A 16,635-nucleotide genomic window follows, 5' to 3' on the forward strand; every position below is an offset into this window, starting at 1 on the left:
ACGCTGTGGCAGCCCGCTCCTCTTCTATTGGAATTGCTCGAATCCATCTGAATTTAAGATCCTAACATCAAACTTCGGTACGATCGTTATTTTCGGAAAATCTTTGCGCCAATCCAGCTTCTTCCACAGCTTAGGATGGTACGCCTTTATATGTTTTCCTACGCCAAGTGCATCACAATTCGCCTGTTGAAGCGTTTGAATCATATCAGCTGCCTCATGCTCGAACTGCTTGTTGAATAATTGCTCCATCTTCTTCGAATAGTTCGGCATGAGCGTATCGATATTCTCACCGATATCGAATACGTTGATATTCAGCCTGACACCAACCGTAACCTTTGGCAGCCTCCCTGTATTCTGCTGTGTATGCTCGCTTCTATGGACGGATTTCACAGAAAAACCGTAGGTAAGGTTGTCAATTCCACTTGCGCTGTCAGACACGCTGCCTGTAATTCGCTGTCTGCCCTGATCTACTCCAAGCATGAACATAAGCATTCTCAGCTGCTCGGGACTTAATTTTGCCCCCGAATAAACCCCGGAATGAAACAACATTGCGCCTTCCAACTGAAACTTTAATTCATGATACCGCATAATTGGAAGTGGATAATCCTCCAGCGGTTCCTCTGCCGATGTGATAAACTCCATCATCGAGACGTTTCTAATTACGCCGTTGGATTCAAGACTTTTTATGAAATTGTTGAGCTTCTCTACCGGTGCTTTTCGGTTGCTCGACTTATATTTCACAATCGCTTCATCCACACCATCGAACACCACGATTGGCGTGTTGATAGCTGTATAGGGAGCGTGAAGAAGAAACTTAAGCTCATCTACAGGACGATAAGCAGCGAACGTCTCACTCATTAGAAAGGCACGCGTGTTCACAGCCAAAAATGGACCTTGATCCATATACTCCGCTTGTCCCACTGCTTCAATTACAGTTGGTCCCGTAAGTGTCGTTCGATCTGCAATCGGCTCCCCCTCCCCTTTTCCAGCACCTTTAAGCGAGGTTACGATCAAATCAACCTTTATTTCCTTCGATTTCTCATCTCGATCAATGCCAATCACATCGATCATCTGCAAATTCCGAAGCGGCAGCCTGTCCCAGCATCCAGTGAGCAAAAGCAATAAGGTTATCCCAAATGCCACCTTTCTCATCTGACAACACTGCCCCTCCCTCTCATAAGCGATATTAGCAGCAGAAGTGTGGGCATGATGATGACCATAATGCCTGTCGCGTAGTTATGGTAGACAGTGAAGCGGATAACTTTCTCCCGATCTTCCCCCCATAAACCAACGATGAAGCATATTCCACCCAACAGCCAGACGAGCATCGTATGCTTGCGGATTTCATTGCGGAATATATGCGCGAGATACCGAGCAGATAGAAATAAATACATATACGCGGTCACTGCGACGACAGCTAGCCAAATCGTAATGAACAGAATATCCAAGCTTTGAACGACAGGCCAATTAAACTGTCGCAAGATAAATACTAAAGGCTCAGCAATCGTGTTAATCTGACTCTCACTGAATTTGTACGTGACGAGCATTGATAAAACGACATAGAACAAGGTAGTCACACCGTTCGCTATTGTCATCGCAATGACGATATCCTTATGCCTGTGGGATTTGACGAACGGAAATACATAGAGAAGCAGCTCGTAACCCGCGTATAACCATAAGGCGGGAATCGAGTCTCTAATAATAGCTCCGATGCCATGTGTACCAATGGGAAGAAGATGGCGATAATCCCCCTGTCCCGTACCGCTTGTTAGCACAATTACTACACATACCAGAAACATAAACATGATGGATTGCGTAACGACAGCAATCGATCTGAGCGGCGATGATGCAATATATGCCGCAATCGCAATGGACAACCCAAGAATGACATACCATGGGGTCGTAACTAACAACCAGCGCTCGATGACATCCGTATAGGAAACGGTGACCAACAAACAAGATTCAGCACAATAGGCGGCAAATAGTAAATTGACAAGGACACCAATCGGTTTTCCTACAACTACTCCCATATATTGAGGAAGCGATTGGTTAGGATGCCGTTTACCAAGCCAATAAATTATTACAATAACAGCCTGTGCGACGACTCCCCCGAATAGAATGGACATCCAAGCATCGTGGCCAGAATGACGGGATTCATTAAACGGAATCGAAAGCACATGTACACCGACTTGCGTTAGGATCACGAGGCAAGTCAGCTGCTGTGTCGACAGCTGCTTCAGATGAATCATTTCTCCCAGCCCCTTGGGTTACGAATTCTCACCTTATTGTTCGTCAAGCTTTCCTTTGCTCGTGTCCTTAACCGCCAGATCGGTGCTCGGATTAAGGTGTCTCTCATCGATCCGCCGTTAAGTCCTGTATAGAAGTACGGTACACCCATCATATGCAAACGGGACAAATGAGCCAGTACGAATAGATAAGCCAGCTCTAATCCAATCAGTCCGAGGATCGCCGACATGAAGATAAACGGATAGGGCAGCAGACGTGCGGCACTGCTCATTTCATACGACGGAATAATGAAGGAAGCGATCCCTGTGAATGCCACGACAACGACCATTGTATTCGATACAAGATTTGATTGCACGACGACTGTACCGATAACGATACCGCCGACAACGCCGATCGTTTGACCAATCGGACTCGGCAATCGGATAGTCGCCTCTCTCAATATTTCAAGAATAAGCAGCATCGATACCGCTTCAAGCACGGCCGGCATGGCAATGAACTGCATCGAGCTTTGTAAGGTCAGTGCGATCTCGAAAGGGAGAATACGTGGGTCAAATGTAACCATCGCGACATAAGCGCCAGGCAAACTGATTGCAATAATGAAACAAAAGATACGTAAAATCCGAAACGTACTGCCCAGCAGCCAGTTGATCTGATAGTCATCTGGACTTTGGAAGAAGGCCCAGAACGATACGGGCAAAATGAGACCGTCCGGTGAACCATTGGTCAAAATGGCGACTTTGCCATCCATCAAGTACGACCGTACTCGATCCGGTCTTTCGGTGACTAGCATTTGCGGAAATAAGGAAAACGACTTTTCATCCATAAGCTCTTGAATGAAGCCTGGTGCTTCGATATAGTCAATGTCGATACTCACTAATCGACGGTCCAGTTCCTTCACGATGTCCTCATTCACTATAGACTTCAAATAGAGAATGGCAATTTTCGTATTCGAACGTCGCCCTATGCGGTAGTACCTCACAACAAGATCAGGTGTCGCAATCAGCTTACGCATGAGATTAAGGTTCGTATCCAGATTCTCGATAAGCGCTTCGTTGGAGCCGCGCAAGACCCGTTCGTTCACGGGGATGTTAATCGAACGCTCCTTATTCATTGCCGTGCCGAATAGGTAAAGCGTCGCTTCCCCTTCCACTTGAACGATGGTCTTCCCTTCCATTAAAGCCATTGTCGCTTCAGCGAGCAGCTCTGTCTCAATTACGTGCAGAATGGGCACTGCTTGCCGCACGCTAACATCCTTATGAACCAATAAAGGCTGAATAATATGGTCCCGTACGATTGCGAATTCAATCATCGTATCGAGATAATACAGACGATATTGGCGCTCGCCTGCGGTTAGATCAGACGTCTGAAAGTCGGAGCTGTTAGACAAAAGCTTCTGAAATGATAGTGTATTATTCGCAACGGTCCGGTCGGATTTCATTATCGCATGCTCCTTTCTTGGTCTTTTAATCACCGTTATTATTCCCAAGACAGGGCCCTATATCCAGTCGATGTTATGTAAAACAAAACAGGTTGCCGATGCGTAATCGGCAACCTGTTGACATATATTCACTTAACAAACTGCTGCAGCAGTTGATTCAGCTTGTCGCGTTCACAATAGAATGAGCCGTGCCCGCTGTAATGAAATGGAATGAGCTGCGAATTTCGGATCTTCCGATGCATTTCTTCTGCTTGGCTGAAAGGTATGACTTTATCATGCGTGCCATGAACGATCAGCGTCGGCACATTGATTGTGCCTAAGTCTGCTTCGAGATTGAATTCACTTAACATCTTAATAATCGCGGCTGTCGACCAGCCTGCTGCTTGCATCCCTGTCTGGAAGAACCAGTCGGCGAATGGCGGCGATATATATTGGAAGAAGAACATATCCGTTATGTCGCGCATCATCTTCGGCCGGTCGTTCAGGGATTCATTCAGCAATTGAGCAGCTGTCTGCTTCGTAAATCCAGTTGGCACAGCAGCATCGATCAGGATGAGATGGGACAGGCCGTAATTGTTGTTGCGCGAAGCGTATTTCACCGCGATTGCACCTCCGGTGGAATGCCCCGCGAGTGCGAAATTGGTCAGCTTTAACGCTTCAACCACCATGCGAATATCATCCGCGAGTCGATCCAGATTGTAGCCATGATACGGCTTATCCGAGTCGCCGAAGCCCCGCCAATCGATGCCGATGCAGCGGTAGCCTTTGGACGGAAGAACATTGAATTGATATTCAAATTGCTTATGGCTTAGCGGCCAGCCATGCAAGAACACGATCGTTTTGCTGCCACCAGGATTCAAATCCTCCACGTACAGCTTCACACCAGGCTCGACATTCACATAATATCCCACTCGATTTCCTCCGTTCAGTCATGCAGCATTCCTAGTCATGATACTCACCTAATGACTGGAGGGTGAATGCCTAAGTGTGATATGGATTAGTAAAAGAGCAGCCTTATCGGCTGCTCCCTTCTATTAACTGACCGCGCCTACTGCACCACGATTTTTAACCCATTTGCCAAAGACAAAACGTACAGTTGGTCCAACAATGAGCAGCTGCAGCGGCAACGCGAATATAAAGTTGTAGAAATAGAGCGTAAAGTACGAACGGAAGAATGGTTCCCCGTTCAGGCCATTCGTAAGTAGTCCATACAGCGACATGAGCGTAACCATGCCGAGTACCATGCACAATGCAAGCGATACGATTACATACAACTTCTTCGACTTATCATAAGGCAGCGAGAAGGCTACTTTCTTCGCAACCGGTCCAACGACGAAAGCTTCCAATAGGAAAGCAACGACAAAGCACAAGATGAGCTGCAGCAGAAACTCAACCGCATTCATCGAACCTAGTGCATCATGCCGAATCAGATTATAAGTCATCATAAATACGACCATTCCGAAACACATCATCAATCCAAAAATCGCTTCTTCCTTCTTTGTTGTTGGCAACATCATCATCCTCTCTTGTTTACCTTTGTAATTATAGAGATAAAAAATCGCGCTCATAAGTGAACATATTGTGAATTTTTGAGTGGAGCAGATTAACAATAATAACTTAAGTGTCTATCAATCCGTAATATACTCGAGATATTAGACAAACTGTAGCCTATCTCCCCCAAATAGTTATGATGAATAAAATTTGGATAATTTATCCCTACTGAGATAATTGGTTTACATAATGTTTTTTACGTTAACTAACATTCCGATTCCCTCATTTATTCCTCAATGTATGAACACAATGCTGTTTAGAGCTAGATTTGGGCTTCCTCCTCAACCCGCTCATTTTTATCACGAATCGATTTCCCTCACCCCTCTTCTCTCCCCTATTTCGCTTCATAGACCCTATCCTTCACTTCATTAATTTTTGTCCTCGTTAAAAAGGATTTTGCCGATTTCTGGCGAATACATCTACCTTCTGAACTGCATTAAATCCACATTTAATGCGGTTAGTTTTTAAATCGATTATTTATTAACGCCGTGAGCACTATTGCGGTTCGTTCAACGCGGTTTTCGACCATTTTGTCCCATAAAGAGGGAATTTGTCACAGCAAGATTTTACATACCGAAAGGAAGAACAACATGAGTGCAATGGATAACCATGAAGAGCAATTAGATATGTTTTTGATTTGGCTCAAGGACCGCGGCTATTCGCAGGATACGCAGCATGGCTACATGCACGACGTGCGTGCCTTTCTTCGCAGTCATCCCGATAAGCCGATCAACACGCTTCGCAAAATCGACGTGATGAGCCATCTCACCAAGGTTCGGATGAACGGTGCTGGCGACCGCGCTCGTAACCGATCCTTATCATCCATTCGACTGTTCTTCAAAGTTATGATTGAGTTCGAACAGCTGGAGACGAACCCAGCTATGGACGTTCCGAAATCGAAGGTGGAGAAAAACAAAGTCCCCGCCTACATGGAGCCGGATGACTTGGGTAAGCTGCTTGAGGTTGTGGACAGTCGCTATCGCGTTAGAGATATTGCGATTTTGTCCCTTATGGCTTATTGCGGCCTTCGCGTCGGCGAAGTCCATCGATTGAACTTAAACGACTTTCAAGTGCAAGCCAGTCAGCTCGCCATATTGGGTAAAGGTCGCAAGTGGCGCTACATCCCCCTCCCTGCTTCCATCATTGGCTTGATGAACGATTGTCTTGCGGAACGCATTCAACCTCGTCGCAATCAGGAAAATGCCTTCTTCGTCTCTCGACTCGGCCGTCGGATGTCGAAGCGCGCCATCCAGGACGTATGCGAGAAATCGCTTCAATCGTTTCGAGACCAGCATCCGGATTATCAGGACATGCCGCTGTCATCCCATAAGCTGCGCCACTCCTTCGCGACTAATCTGCTAGCGACGGGTCGAGTAGATCTGCGTACCTTACAAGAGCTGCTTGGCCATGAAGATATATCGACGACGCAGCTCTATACCCACGTTTCCGATCACGCGAAGAAGGAAGCGATGACTTCGATTCAGCCGCTGCTGCCTTCTTATTAAATAAAGCTGTCCTCCCCATCAGACAGCAATGGAATGGGATAAATTGCAATTCGAACGTAAGTTAACTTAATATATATTATGTAAACTATTTAGTAATAAACCAGCCGACCCTAAGGTCGGCTGCTTATGTAAACAAGTTGACTTTTACAACTTTCATATGGTTCTATTTGTAAATTCCATCTATTTTCCCACTCTTTATCATTTCATCGTAAAAAAACAAAAAGCCGCATGCCATGCGGCTTCAATGTTATGAGCTATTTTAATCTACAAACATTAATAAAGAGTCTTAAGCGCTTCTGGAGTAAAAGGAATCAACTCATTCGTTCGTCCTTCTGCGATCTTAGCCACCCAAGCAGGGTCAACCAATAAAGCTCGCCCGATCGCTACTAGATCGAACTCATCCTTCTCGAACTTGTGAACCAGTCCCTCAACGCTTGTCGTGTTGGCGCCTTTCCCTTCCGTGAAGAACGACGAAACGTCACTATCTAATCCGATCGAACCAACCGTTATCGTAGGTTTACCCGTAATCTGTTTCACCCAACCGGCAAGATTCAAATCCGAGCCTTCAAATTCAGGCTGCCAGAAGCGACGAGTCGAGCAGTGGAAAATATCGACTCCAGCATCAACTAACGGTTTCAGGAATTGCGTAAGCTCTTCCGGCGTGTTAGCTAACTTGGCGGCGTAATCTGATCCTTTCCATTGGGAGATGCGCAGTACAATGGGGAAATCAGGGCCGACGGCTTGACGGCTTGCTCGGATAACCTCTTCTGCGAACCGGGTGCGCGCAGCCAAACTGCCGCCGTAGCGATCGGTACGTTGATTCGTTCGTTCCCAGAAGAACTGGTCAATTAAGTATCCATGCGCGCCATGAAGTTCAATGCCATCAAATCCTAGACGTTTGGCATCAGCTGCCGCTTGCGCAAATGCTTCGACTATCTGTTCAATCTCGGCTTCCGAATAATCATTAACGCTGCCTCGTGCCCCCATGTGCCAAATTTGCGGAATGATTTTCCCGCCAGCCGCATGCACTTCAGACACTACGTTCGCCCAGCCGTTTAATGCATCTTCCCCGTAGAAGTGCGGAACATCCTTCTGATTCGAAGAATCCGCATGCTGGATAACGGTTCCTTCCGTAATAATCAGGCCGACGTTATTCTCAGCTCTGCGACGATAATAAGCAGCCACATTGGCACCAGGTACGCCATTCGGAGACATGTTTCTCGTCATTGGAGCCATAACGGTACGGTTCTTCAAAGTAAGATTCCCCAATGTAAATGCAGTGAATAGCGGTTGAACAGATGTAGTCGTTGACATGTTAATCCTCCCTTAATTTAAGTAGTCATGGAATTTGATGTACTTAAAATCCAAATTTATATGGTGTAGGAATTGTCGTTTCTTTTCTCAAACCTGCTGCTGCTTCCAATGTCCAATAAGGATTTCTGAGCATCCCTCTCCCCACTGCAACAAGATCGGCATCTACATTACCAATGACCGCATTCGCCAGAATCGGATCATCCAGTCTTCCCACTGCGATAACCGGAACTTCTAGCGCTTGCTTAATGGCGCGAGCTAGCGGCACCTGATAACCAGCATGCGTTCCTGGTCTGCCAAATGCTGCAATTGGCCCTTCCCCGCCAGACGACACATCGAACATGTCTACCCCTGCTTGCTGGTATGCCTTCGCAAACTGAATGCTCTCTTCAATGTCATATCCGCCTTCAACGTATTCTTTGGCCGAAATACGCATCATGAGCGGCATGTCATCAGGCATTTCGGATTTCGCCGCTTGAATAACCTCGCGGCCGAATCGTGTCAAATCTTGACCATATTCATCCTCACGTTTATTCGTCAGCGGAGAATGGAATTGATGAATCAAATAGCCATGCGCGCCGTGTAATTGAATGGTGTCGACGCCGGCTGTCACTGCACGAGCTACTGCAGCCCGGAATTTCTCGACTTGCTCTTTAACCTCTTCAGTAGTAAGGGCGCGGGGCACTTTATATTTCTCATCAAAAGCGATCGCAGAAGGTGCAACGGGTACCGCGGCGTCCTCTGCTTTGCGTCCGGCATGCGCAATTTGAATACCGACTTTGGCTCCATATTGATGGCAAGCATCAACAATTCGTTTCAGAGCAGGAATCTGCTCATCAGACCATAAGCCTAGATCAAAGTCAGAAATACGACCATCCGGCTCAACATCAGTCATTTCGATGATGATTAAGCCCGCTCCACCAATCGCACGGCTGACATAATGCATATAATGCCAATCTGTCGCGATACCATCCTTATTTTCAACTGAATATTGACACATTGGCGGCATAACCACTCGATTTTTTAATTCTAATCCTTTAAACGTATAGGAACTGAACAGATCTTGCATCAAATGTGCTCCTCTCCAACCCTGAAACCCTCTATATATGCATGCACAAGCATGTATATGAACCGAACAAATAGATACATGCGCATGCATATAAATTAACGCAATCATAAACAGATGTCAAGTCCCTTTCCAAGGGACCTCATCCATTAGAACAGTTTCTGGATAATGCTTTGGAATTCATCCTGCAGACCTTCTCTTCGAAGCTCGGATTGAAGAACCTGATTAAAGGTTTCTAGTGCTTGCTGGAATTTGCTTTCACCGATTTCCGTAATTTGCGTGTAGATGCCTCTTCGGTCATCCGCACACATATGTCGATGCAATGCGCCGCATTCCTTGGCCTCCATTCGTACGACAAGTCTGGAGGTCGCACTTTGGCTTAAACCTACCATTTCCTGTAACGACTGAAGCCGTAATTTCTTTTCTTCACAATTCGAGATGTAATACAGCACAGAAAACTCCTTCAAAGACAAACCATATTCCTGCTGAAGGGCCTGTTCTAATTTATCGGAAATGCTGGAATAAAGCTGAGCTAAAGATAGCCATACTGTTATAGGTTCATTGTTTTTGTCCAATTGCCGCCACGCCCAATCTATACGAAGTATAAACATATCGATTACTTCATTGTATCAATCAGAAGCTGAACGGTCAAAAGCATATTGGTATATAAACAAAGAATGCCGCATGATATGCGGCATCCATCGCCTAACTTATGATTGACCAAGCAACTGACGAATCGCTTCATTCAGCGGTGTCGTCGGATGACCGAGCACTCGCTCGAAGTCGCTGCTTTCTACCTGCAATTCGCCCTCTCCAATCTGACTTTGCAGAGAAGCCAAGAATCCGCTTACTGCTGGTGGCAGTCCTGCTTGTTGGAGGAACTCGTTATAATCCGCTTCATCTACATACCGAATCTGTACTTCCCGATTCGTCACTTCTGCGAAAATCGAAGACAGCTCCTTCTGTGTGAGTAGCGGGCCGGACAATTCGTAAATCGAATTCTCGTGGCCTTCGCCAGTAAGAACGCGTGCCGCTGCTTCCGCGAAGTCAAGACGAGTCGCCCATCCTACCTGCCCCTCGCCTGATGCAATAATCCAAGGCGCACCGTTCAGAACAGCCTGGAACGTGCCCATTTCATTTTCCAAATACCAGTTGTTACGCAAAATCGAATACGGAATGCCCGATGCAATAATCGCTTCTTCCGTTGCACGGTGGTCGGCCGCCAAGCTGAGCTTGCTCGTTGACGCCTTCGGTGCGCTTGTATATGCGATAAAGCCTACTTGCTTCTCCTTCGCGGCTTGAATAACGGCCTTATGCTGCTGTACGCGATTGGCCATATCATCGGTTGAAATCATGAGTACACGGTCAATTCCTTCGAATGCGTTGAGCAGTGAATCATAATCGTTAAAATTCGCCGTTCGTACGTCGATACCACGCTCACTTAATTGCTCCGCCTTCTTCGGATCCCGTACACTGACCGCAATGTGATCCGCCGGTACGAGCTTCAACAATTGTTCAACGACAAGCGCTCCTAGTTGTCCTGTTGCACCAGTTACAATGGAGGCGACATTTTAGAATCGGCCAATCGCGATGAAGACGAACAGTGCCAGCATCACGATGTTTGAGACGATCCCCTGCTTCTCTCCGCGTTTAGCGTGGAATGCGGCTGCCAGCACCATAATGATACCAAGACCAACAGCTGCAAGCGGGGTCAATACCGGTGCAATATCGAGCGCCCATGGCAAAATCAGACCAATGCCGCCGAGCAGCTCGGCTATGCCGATGAAGTTCACATACCCTTTGGAATATTCCTTCACCCACGGCATCGAAGCTCTTGCTTTCTCATAGCCAAACGACTTCATCGACCCCGCCATCATAAAAGCCAAAGCCATTAAGCCTTGCGCGATCCATAATGCGATGTTCAATTCGTGCACTCCCCTTAGGTTGTTGTATTCTTTCTGCTCCTAGCGCTATAATAAGGGCTAGGTTCAGTCGTCGGAAGTAGGCACTTGAAATAAACATAGTATCCTTTTGGATACCTTAATAACGACGCGGATTCTAGGAGGTAGAGACGTTTTAATGGATGATCATGATAATTGCAAGATCGAGACAGCGCTTGAGATTTTGGTAGGAAAATGGAAGCCGATCATTCTGTATCAGCTGTTCACTAACGGTACGCTGCGGTTCAGTGAGCTGCAGAAGTCAATTCCGGGTATTACGAAGAAAATGCTGACCGCTCAGCTGCGAGAGCTGGAGTATCACGATATCGTACACCGCAAAGTGTACTTGCAGATCCCTCCTAAAGTCGAGTATTCGATTACCGAATACGGGCAAGGAATCACCCCTCTCATTCAATCCATCAGCGAATGGGGCCAGTCGCATGTGAAGCATTTGGCCGAGATTTACGGGGACGATCGTATTCTTAAGAAAACGGTAGAAGTGCAAGATTAGTACAAAATAAGCGCGATCGAATGAAGCAGCCTAGTTAGCCCTCTTCATTTGATCGCGCTTTTGCATACCTGCCTTCAGTGTTCAACTTCTATACGTAACGGGAATGTCCGACTTGCAAGCTCGTAGATGTATTGAATGAGCTGTTCCTTCTCTTGCTCGGTAATCTCTTGCTGATGCCCTGCGCTCTTACGCACAACAATTACGGTTTCAGTCGACTCAATACGAAAGCCCACAGGCTCCATGCCCAAAATATCGAAAATCTTAACATTCGCCCATCCCTTCGCCATCGCCGATGCCATTGCTGCTTGAAGCGGATAGCCCATCTCAAATACAGGCTGATCCTCGGCTTTGTAAATATACCGGGATTGGGTAAGCACATAATCCACCTTGGTTGGAACATCAAATAGGATCTCGCGCTCTACATCTCCAAGATACGGTAAGCTTTTTATCCGTGTTGTAACCTCCCCATTATGGTTAACCGCCATAACTTTCAGTTCGATTGACTCGACCGTCCCGCCGTTCCAATTATCGTGCTGCTGCATATTCATTTTCAATCGATACTTCGATTTCCCGTTCACAGTAATCTCATGTTGGTCTAGGAAGGTTGGAATAAGCGGATAGGCCGGTTTTTCCAAGATGTATGGATATGTAGGATGCTGTACGTCAGACTCCTGTACTTGTGCGAGAAGCCGGTGCAGTTCAAACTCCTTGACCGCCAACACTTTGTTCTGACCATAGGTTTGGAGCTCGTAGCTGTAGCTGGGCATCCCGTCCAAGATCGGAGTCAAGGGTACATATAGCTCATTTGCACGATATTCCGGCGCAGCAACAATGCCGAAGCCAAGATCGCCCTCGTAAATAGCTGAATCAGCGCCCTCCTTCAAATTGGCTACTGAATGAAAAGGATCTGCTGTCGGAAACACTTGATATCTTCTCGATGAACCTGCACCTCTCTCATCGACGATCCACCCCATAATAGTCGCCGTCGTCTGCAGCGGAACCATCAGCTTACTGTTTTTAACGAACGGTGCCTTCTCGCCAGGAAACAGCACGAAAAAATTGTTCAACAGCAACGGGATGACCTGGTTCCCCGCTTGATCCTCTTTCGAAGTTTGCCCATTCGTCACCGGCGCGGCAGCCGTGGCCGATAGACTACTTCCAGCTAATAGAGCAGCACATAATACTACGATCAGACGAATTCTCATCCCGTCAACACCTGCTTTCTTCGCATTGAATTTACTATTTATTCCATATAAAGACGCGAGTTGCCGTGGAGAAGTTGCAATTTCTTTTGCATAGTGGGTCTGCATCACTCCTCACCTTTTTCGATTTTGCAACCAAATCTAACTAGATTCCGTCTTTACATCATGTAGGGAGGGATCAATGTTGAGAAGAATGCTATGGACATTAGTCGTATCCATATTAGTCGTTACGGGATGCTCTAATCAGACGACTACAAATGTAGTCAGCAGCTCTGTGGGAGAGAAAAGCGTTAACGAAGAGAAAAGCCCTGTTGCTGTGAAAGCTGAAGGCGGATATGATTAACACATAATCTGTATAAAAAAGAAGCTGCCGGCTCACAACTCACAACCGGCAGCTTTCTATTTTGTTCGGCGATACGCCCTTTCGTGAAAACGGGTAATGCTCTTGAACAGCTGCTTCCCGTCATCGGGCAGCTTGTCCGATGAATCAAAGCTGAGCGCCATCGCCCGATACGGCTCCGGCACCCATATGTATTGATGCACGTAATCGGTCAGCTCGAAGCCGTTCGACTGCCAGAACCGAATGCGCTGCTCATTGTCCTCCGTTAGATCGGATTCCACTTCCACGATAAGACCGCGACAGCTCATCTTCTCGCGCGCCCATTGCTTGATCTGATCCAGCAGCAGCCGGCCAAATCCTGAGCCGCGAACATTTGCGCGAACGGCAAGATAGTCGACGATAACAGCATTCGCCTGCGCATCCACACCGGTCAGCGCCATGGCCACCATCTGTTCGCCTAGTGCCAGCGTGTGCAGCTGGCACATTTTTTTCGCGAACATGCCTTGAATAATGGCTCGGCTTTTCTTGCCATCGAGCGGAAATGCCTCTTCATAGATTGGCTCCACAGCATTCCAACGTTCTTCTTCCCACTGTTCGGTTACATGATATGTGCATCCCTGCATGTACAGCCCTACTCTCGTGATGTGTGTCATATCCTTCATTGTAACCCAAGGCGAACCAACTTGTCGCGGGACTCAAACCAGCAATGCGCGTTTCATATGATACATCCGTCAACACCGACTTAAGCCAGGTTCCCCATCCCATGGATGTCATCCGTTCTTCCTTCGATTGTGGGTCCGTACCCTTTCAATGTCTGATTACGCTTGCCACCCTAGCTTGAAGACGTCATCGCTTGCGACATGCTGGTGCGACTCCCTTCTCTACATATAATAAGCGCGAAACGGATCGGTCACGATTGCCGGGACATGTGTACGCGAGCTATGCTGCTCCAGCTGTTCGGCTATGCGCTCCAATGTCTGAACACCTATCCGCTCTGCGGTTTGCATCGTTTCAAGTACTGATATCGCTTGAGCCGCGGCCTTAGGGTCCGTTGGTTCTCCGCCCGTCGGAGAAGGAAACAGTGCTGCTAGATTGCATAAACCTTCAAATACATTCGAATACTGCGCGGCAGCCTGCTCTAACAAGCTAATAATCTCCTGACTATGCACTGAAGTTGGAGTGCCATGCTGCCGCCATTCCGAGGCAAGCTCCTGAAGGCATAGCGACGCATGCTTTCTCCCTTCTCGAAGCACTTCTATCGTATAAGCATGGCCAAGCGGCTCAATCGCCTTCTCGCGAAACACGCTAATCCACGTATCGTATGCTGCCAACCCATTCGCATACCCCGCGAAAGTCTGGTCTCCACCTCTAGCATGCTTACTAACCATTCGGCACAGCCGCCATAACGCATCTGATCGACTCATGAGCTCATCGCCTATAAAACCAAGCACGAACAAGGAACGCGTCTGCAGTCGGCCCAATCGATCATAAGCGACTTTCGCTTCCGATTGACTGTCGATGCCATCGAACTGCTGCGATGCATCATCATACCCATAGATCATACCGAATTCGCTGTTGATCAGCTCCCAGACCATTGCAGGCACGCCTGCATCTACCGAATCCTGAACGAGTGCGAGCGATCTCGTTAGAAGATTAGGGTCAGGCGGCTCGAAATCGAAGGCTTCTGCATAACGGACTCGCATGCCGAGATTGAGCATCCCGTTCGTTATAAGATAGTTTCGATCTATCATGTTCGTGCTCGACATATCAATCCGTGATTTCTCTAGATTGAGCAGAAAAGCCCCTGTAAGAAAACCATCCACATAAGCCAGTGACAGCTGCGGATGCCGTGCTCTGACGAATCGGTATAAGTTCTCCGTCCCTGACAAAATAGAACCTCCGGCAACCTGCAGCGGTGCCGGATCCAGACGATTACGCTTCATGAAACCATCCTCCTTGCGTTGACGAATATGGGCACGAATCAAGAATGAAAGGCGTTCTTCCTGCACTTTGCGCCTCGAACGAGAAATAACCTTGTATACGTTGCCTACACTGATCTCGAACAGCTCTGCTATTTCCTGCGGCGAGCATTCTTGGAAGAAATACGACTCGAAGATTCGCTTCTCCTTCGGCGTCAATACATGAAGGAATGCACGAATGACGTTATACCATTCCTGACGTTCCAGCCGCAGCTGCGGATCCTCGCCTACACTTCGTTGGGCAGAGGAATGCGATCGCGCGATCAAGAAGTCCATGATACTGTTAATATCATTCACGTTGACAATAGCCTGTTGCTGGTTCGACTGCTGCCAAGCAGTGAGCGGCATCTCTTTGCCATATTGCCCACCTCGACGAATCCGCATCAGCGCTTGATTCCGAACGATTGCCTTAAACCAGCCAACAAAACGCTGATCATGTGCGAGCGTATTCAAATTCAAGAAAGCGCGAATAAGCGCCTCTTGCACGATATCCTCCGATAGATGAGGGTCCTTCGATATTCGTGATGCCCACGTGAAGGCTTTCATCCTGTGCCGCTGAACGAGCTCATCGAATGCGAACTTATCGCCGCTGCGCGCTCGTTCAATTAATGTCTGATCGCTCTCCGCATCAAGCTGCAAACTTGGTTCAGACGGTGATGCGGCTGCTCTTGAATCAGGCAATCTACTCCCTCCTCTCTGCTTTCTGATGGTGCCTCATATAGAAAGATGCCACGGCATCATCTGATCTGACATGTATTTAAAAATAAGATATAAAAAAACTTGGCTATTGTATAGTCTGTAAATCTATGGATTGTTGTATAGGGACACACGCCTTAACCGTCATTCACATGCAACTTATTCAATTATTTTCCGTCCCTTAGTTAGATTAACTACTACGAGGAAGTTGGAGGTGAATAATGAGAAAACTGTTTATTATAGTCATGTTGTTGTTTATATGGTGTATAGCTGCTTGCAATCGTAATGTTCCAACCATTACACCTATTGATAGTACTGAAACCATTGAACCAATCACTATCTATCATATAAGTAAGCAGGTTGAGAACGAATACAAAGTCTATAACACGATCGAAGCTCCCGATACGGTTAGTGCTGTTTACTGACGTCTGCAACTTCGCGGTCCTACCGAGCGTTACGAACAGACAACAATTTCTCCCCAAGGTGGTGATCGCCATATATTTGAACAAAACATTATCCCTTCTCGCTCTACTCGTCGGAATCGTACTCATTGGCTTTGGCGCATTACCATCGATGTTTCCTTATCCATTCAGCGATAGTCCAAACTCGGGACCGTCCAATACATGGGAGCTTGTCCTTATGATCGCATACGACCAATGGCTGTTTAGCCTACTCATTGGATTCGGGCTTTGTGTGTTCGCAGTCTACTCGATACGTCAACGGCGTGATTAATGATCATAGCGATAACAGCGGAAGGCTGCTAGATGACTAGCAGCCTTGTTCCCTTCGCATGCTTATTCGAACCAAACGTTTTACTATGTTGAATCGTAGATCGATACACGTACGACG

17 protein-coding genes are annotated in these 16,635 nt (G+C 47.1%); 4 read left to right on the forward strand and 13 right to left on the reverse strand.

Annotated features, from left to right (window positions below; translation table 11 throughout):
* Positions 1-24: 24 nt before the first annotated feature.
* The 5 genes from DFQ01_RS10715 to DFQ01_RS10735 form a co-directional block, all read right to left on the reverse strand.
* Positions 25-1,152, reverse strand: a complete 1,128-nt coding sequence (locus DFQ01_RS10715; protein ID WP_110043899.1) for a Ger(x)C family spore germination protein — start codon at positions 1,150-1,152, stop codon at positions 25-27.
* A complete protein-coding gene (locus tag DFQ01_RS10720; protein WP_110043900.1) occupies positions 1,149-2,249 on the reverse strand; it encodes a GerAB/ArcD/ProY family transporter in 1,101 nt (366 codons plus the stop codon). Before DFQ01_RS10720 ends, DFQ01_RS10715 begins: the two co-directional genes overlap by 4 nt.
* The gene (locus DFQ01_RS10725; protein WP_110043901.1) at positions 2,246-3,685 is read right to left on the reverse strand and encodes a spore germination protein; all 1,440 of its coding nucleotides are present in this window, start codon (positions 3,683-3,685) and stop codon (positions 2,246-2,248) included. The genes DFQ01_RS10720 and DFQ01_RS10725 overlap by 4 nt, the downstream gene beginning before the upstream one ends.
* Positions 3,686-3,813: 128 nt before the next feature.
* A complete protein-coding gene (locus DFQ01_RS10730) occupies positions 3,814-4,596 on the reverse strand; it encodes an alpha/beta fold hydrolase (RefSeq protein ID WP_110043902.1) in 783 nt (260 codons plus the stop codon).
* Between the two features lie 123 nt (positions 4,597-4,719).
* A complete protein-coding gene (locus tag DFQ01_RS10735) occupies positions 4,720-5,196 on the reverse strand; it encodes a DUF2798 domain-containing protein (RefSeq protein ID WP_110044010.1) in 477 nt (158 codons plus the stop codon).
* Between the two features lie 630 nt (positions 5,197-5,826).
* Between DFQ01_RS10735 and DFQ01_RS10740 the strand changes: the two genes are divergently transcribed.
* On the forward strand, positions 5,827-6,741 hold the full coding sequence (locus DFQ01_RS10740) for a tyrosine-type recombinase/integrase (protein ID WP_174812689.1): 915 nt from the start codon (positions 5,827-5,829) through the stop codon (positions 6,739-6,741).
* A gap of 273 nt (positions 6,742-7,014) precedes the next feature.
* On the opposite strand, the gene DFQ01_RS10745 is transcribed toward DFQ01_RS10740, so the two are convergent.
* The 5 genes from DFQ01_RS10745 to DFQ01_RS10765 form a co-directional block, all read right to left on the reverse strand.
* Positions 7,015-8,055 (reverse strand): NADH:flavin oxidoreductase, encoded by a 1,041-nt coding sequence (locus tag DFQ01_RS10745; protein ID WP_110043903.1) that lies wholly within the window; start codon positions 8,053-8,055, stop codon positions 7,015-7,017.
* A gap of 43 nt (positions 8,056-8,098) precedes the next feature.
* Positions 8,099-9,121, reverse strand: a complete 1,023-nt coding sequence (locus DFQ01_RS10750; RefSeq protein ID WP_110043904.1) for an NADH:flavin oxidoreductase/NADH oxidase — start codon at positions 9,119-9,121, stop codon at positions 8,099-8,101.
* Positions 9,122-9,267: 146 nt separating this feature from the next.
* Positions 9,268-9,693, reverse strand: coding sequence for a MarR family winged helix-turn-helix transcriptional regulator (locus DFQ01_RS10755; protein WP_110044012.1), 426 nt, complete (start codon positions 9,691-9,693; stop codon positions 9,268-9,270).
* A gap of 135 nt (positions 9,694-9,828) precedes the next feature.
* Complete coding sequence (locus tag DFQ01_RS10760; protein WP_110043905.1) at positions 9,829-10,677, reverse strand: SDR family oxidoreductase; 849 nt, start codon at positions 10,675-10,677, stop codon at positions 9,829-9,831.
* A 12-nt stretch (positions 10,678-10,689) separates the two neighbouring features.
* The gene (locus DFQ01_RS10765; RefSeq protein WP_110043906.1) at positions 10,690-11,043 is read right to left on the reverse strand and encodes a DoxX family protein; all 354 of its coding nucleotides are present in this window, start codon (positions 11,041-11,043) and stop codon (positions 10,690-10,692) included.
* 154 nt (positions 11,044-11,197) lie between these two features.
* On the opposite strand from DFQ01_RS10765, the gene DFQ01_RS10770 reads away from it, so the two are divergent.
* A complete protein-coding gene (locus tag DFQ01_RS10770; protein ID WP_110043907.1) occupies positions 11,198-11,569 on the forward strand; it encodes a winged helix-turn-helix transcriptional regulator in 372 nt (123 codons plus the stop codon).
* A gap of 74 nt (positions 11,570-11,643) precedes the next feature.
* Here DFQ01_RS10770 and DFQ01_RS10775 read toward each other — a convergent pair whose 3' ends face one another.
* The gene (locus DFQ01_RS10775; RefSeq protein WP_110043908.1) at positions 11,644-12,774 is read right to left on the reverse strand and encodes a hypothetical protein; all 1,131 of its coding nucleotides are present in this window, start codon (positions 12,772-12,774) and stop codon (positions 11,644-11,646) included.
* Positions 12,775-12,952: 178 nt separating this feature from the next.
* On the opposite strand from DFQ01_RS10775, the gene DFQ01_RS31055 reads away from it, so the two are divergent.
* Complete coding sequence (locus tag DFQ01_RS31055; protein ID WP_174812690.1) at positions 12,953-13,114, forward strand: hypothetical protein; 162 nt, start codon at positions 12,953-12,955, stop codon at positions 13,112-13,114.
* 56 nt (positions 13,115-13,170) lie between these two features.
* Here DFQ01_RS31055 and DFQ01_RS10780 read toward each other — a convergent pair whose 3' ends face one another.
* Together DFQ01_RS10780 and DFQ01_RS10785 are read right to left on the reverse strand one after the other, a co-directional pair.
* A complete protein-coding gene (locus DFQ01_RS10780; protein WP_174812691.1) occupies positions 13,171-13,734 on the reverse strand; it encodes a GNAT family N-acetyltransferase in 564 nt (187 codons plus the stop codon).
* 258 nt (positions 13,735-13,992) lie between these two features.
* Entirely contained in the window at positions 13,993-15,771 is a 1,779-nt protein-coding gene (locus DFQ01_RS10785; RefSeq protein WP_110043910.1) for an RNA polymerase sigma factor, read from the reverse strand.
* Positions 15,772-16,287: 516 nt separating this feature from the next.
* Here DFQ01_RS10785 and DFQ01_RS31355 point away from each other — a divergent pair.
* Positions 16,288-16,518 (forward strand): hypothetical protein, encoded by a 231-nt coding sequence (locus tag DFQ01_RS31355; protein ID WP_146216857.1) that lies wholly within the window; start codon positions 16,288-16,290, stop codon positions 16,516-16,518.
* Positions 16,519-16,635: the final 117 nt, after the last annotated feature.

Source organism: Paenibacillus cellulosilyticus, assembly GCF_003182255.1.
Taxonomy (GTDB): domain Bacteria; phylum Bacillota; class Bacilli; order Paenibacillales; family Paenibacillaceae; genus Paenibacillus_T; species Paenibacillus_T cellulosilyticus.

Bases quoted from the DNA above. Each gene is read 5' to 3' on its own strand.
- DFQ01_RS10775 (WP_110043908.1), bottom strand. From the start codon at position 12,774: ATGAGAATTCGTCTGATCGTAGTATTATGTGCTGCTCTATTAGCTGGA.
- DFQ01_RS10770 (WP_110043907.1), top strand. From the start codon at position 11,198: ATGGATGATCATGATAATTGCAAGATCGAGACAGCGCTTGAGATTTTG.
- DFQ01_RS10745 (WP_110043903.1), bottom strand. From the start codon at position 8,055: ATGTCAACGACTACATCTGTTCAACCGCTATTCACTGCATTTACATTG.
- DFQ01_RS10715 (WP_110043899.1), bottom strand. From the start codon at position 1,152: ATGAGAAAGGTGGCATTTGGGATAACCTTATTGCTTTTGCTCACTGGA.
- DFQ01_RS10720 (WP_110043900.1), bottom strand. From the start codon at position 2,249: ATGATTCATCTGAAGCAGCTGTCGACACAGCAGCTGACTTGCCTCGTG.
- DFQ01_RS10740 (WP_174812689.1), top strand. From the start codon at position 5,827: ATGAGTGCAATGGATAACCATGAAGAGCAATTAGATATGTTTTTGATT.
- DFQ01_RS31055 (WP_174812690.1), top strand. From the start codon at position 12,953: ATGTTGAGAAGAATGCTATGGACATTAGTCGTATCCATATTAGTCGTT.
- DFQ01_RS10725 (WP_110043901.1), bottom strand. From the start codon at position 3,685: ATGAAATCCGACCGGACCGTTGCGAATAATACACTATCATTTCAGAAG.
- DFQ01_RS10780 (WP_174812691.1), bottom strand. From the start codon at position 13,734: ATGCAGGGATGCACATATCATGTAACCGAACAGTGGGAAGAAGAACGT.
- DFQ01_RS10750 (WP_110043904.1), bottom strand. From the start codon at position 9,121: ATGCAAGATCTGTTCAGTTCCTATACGTTTAAAGGATTAGAATTAAAA.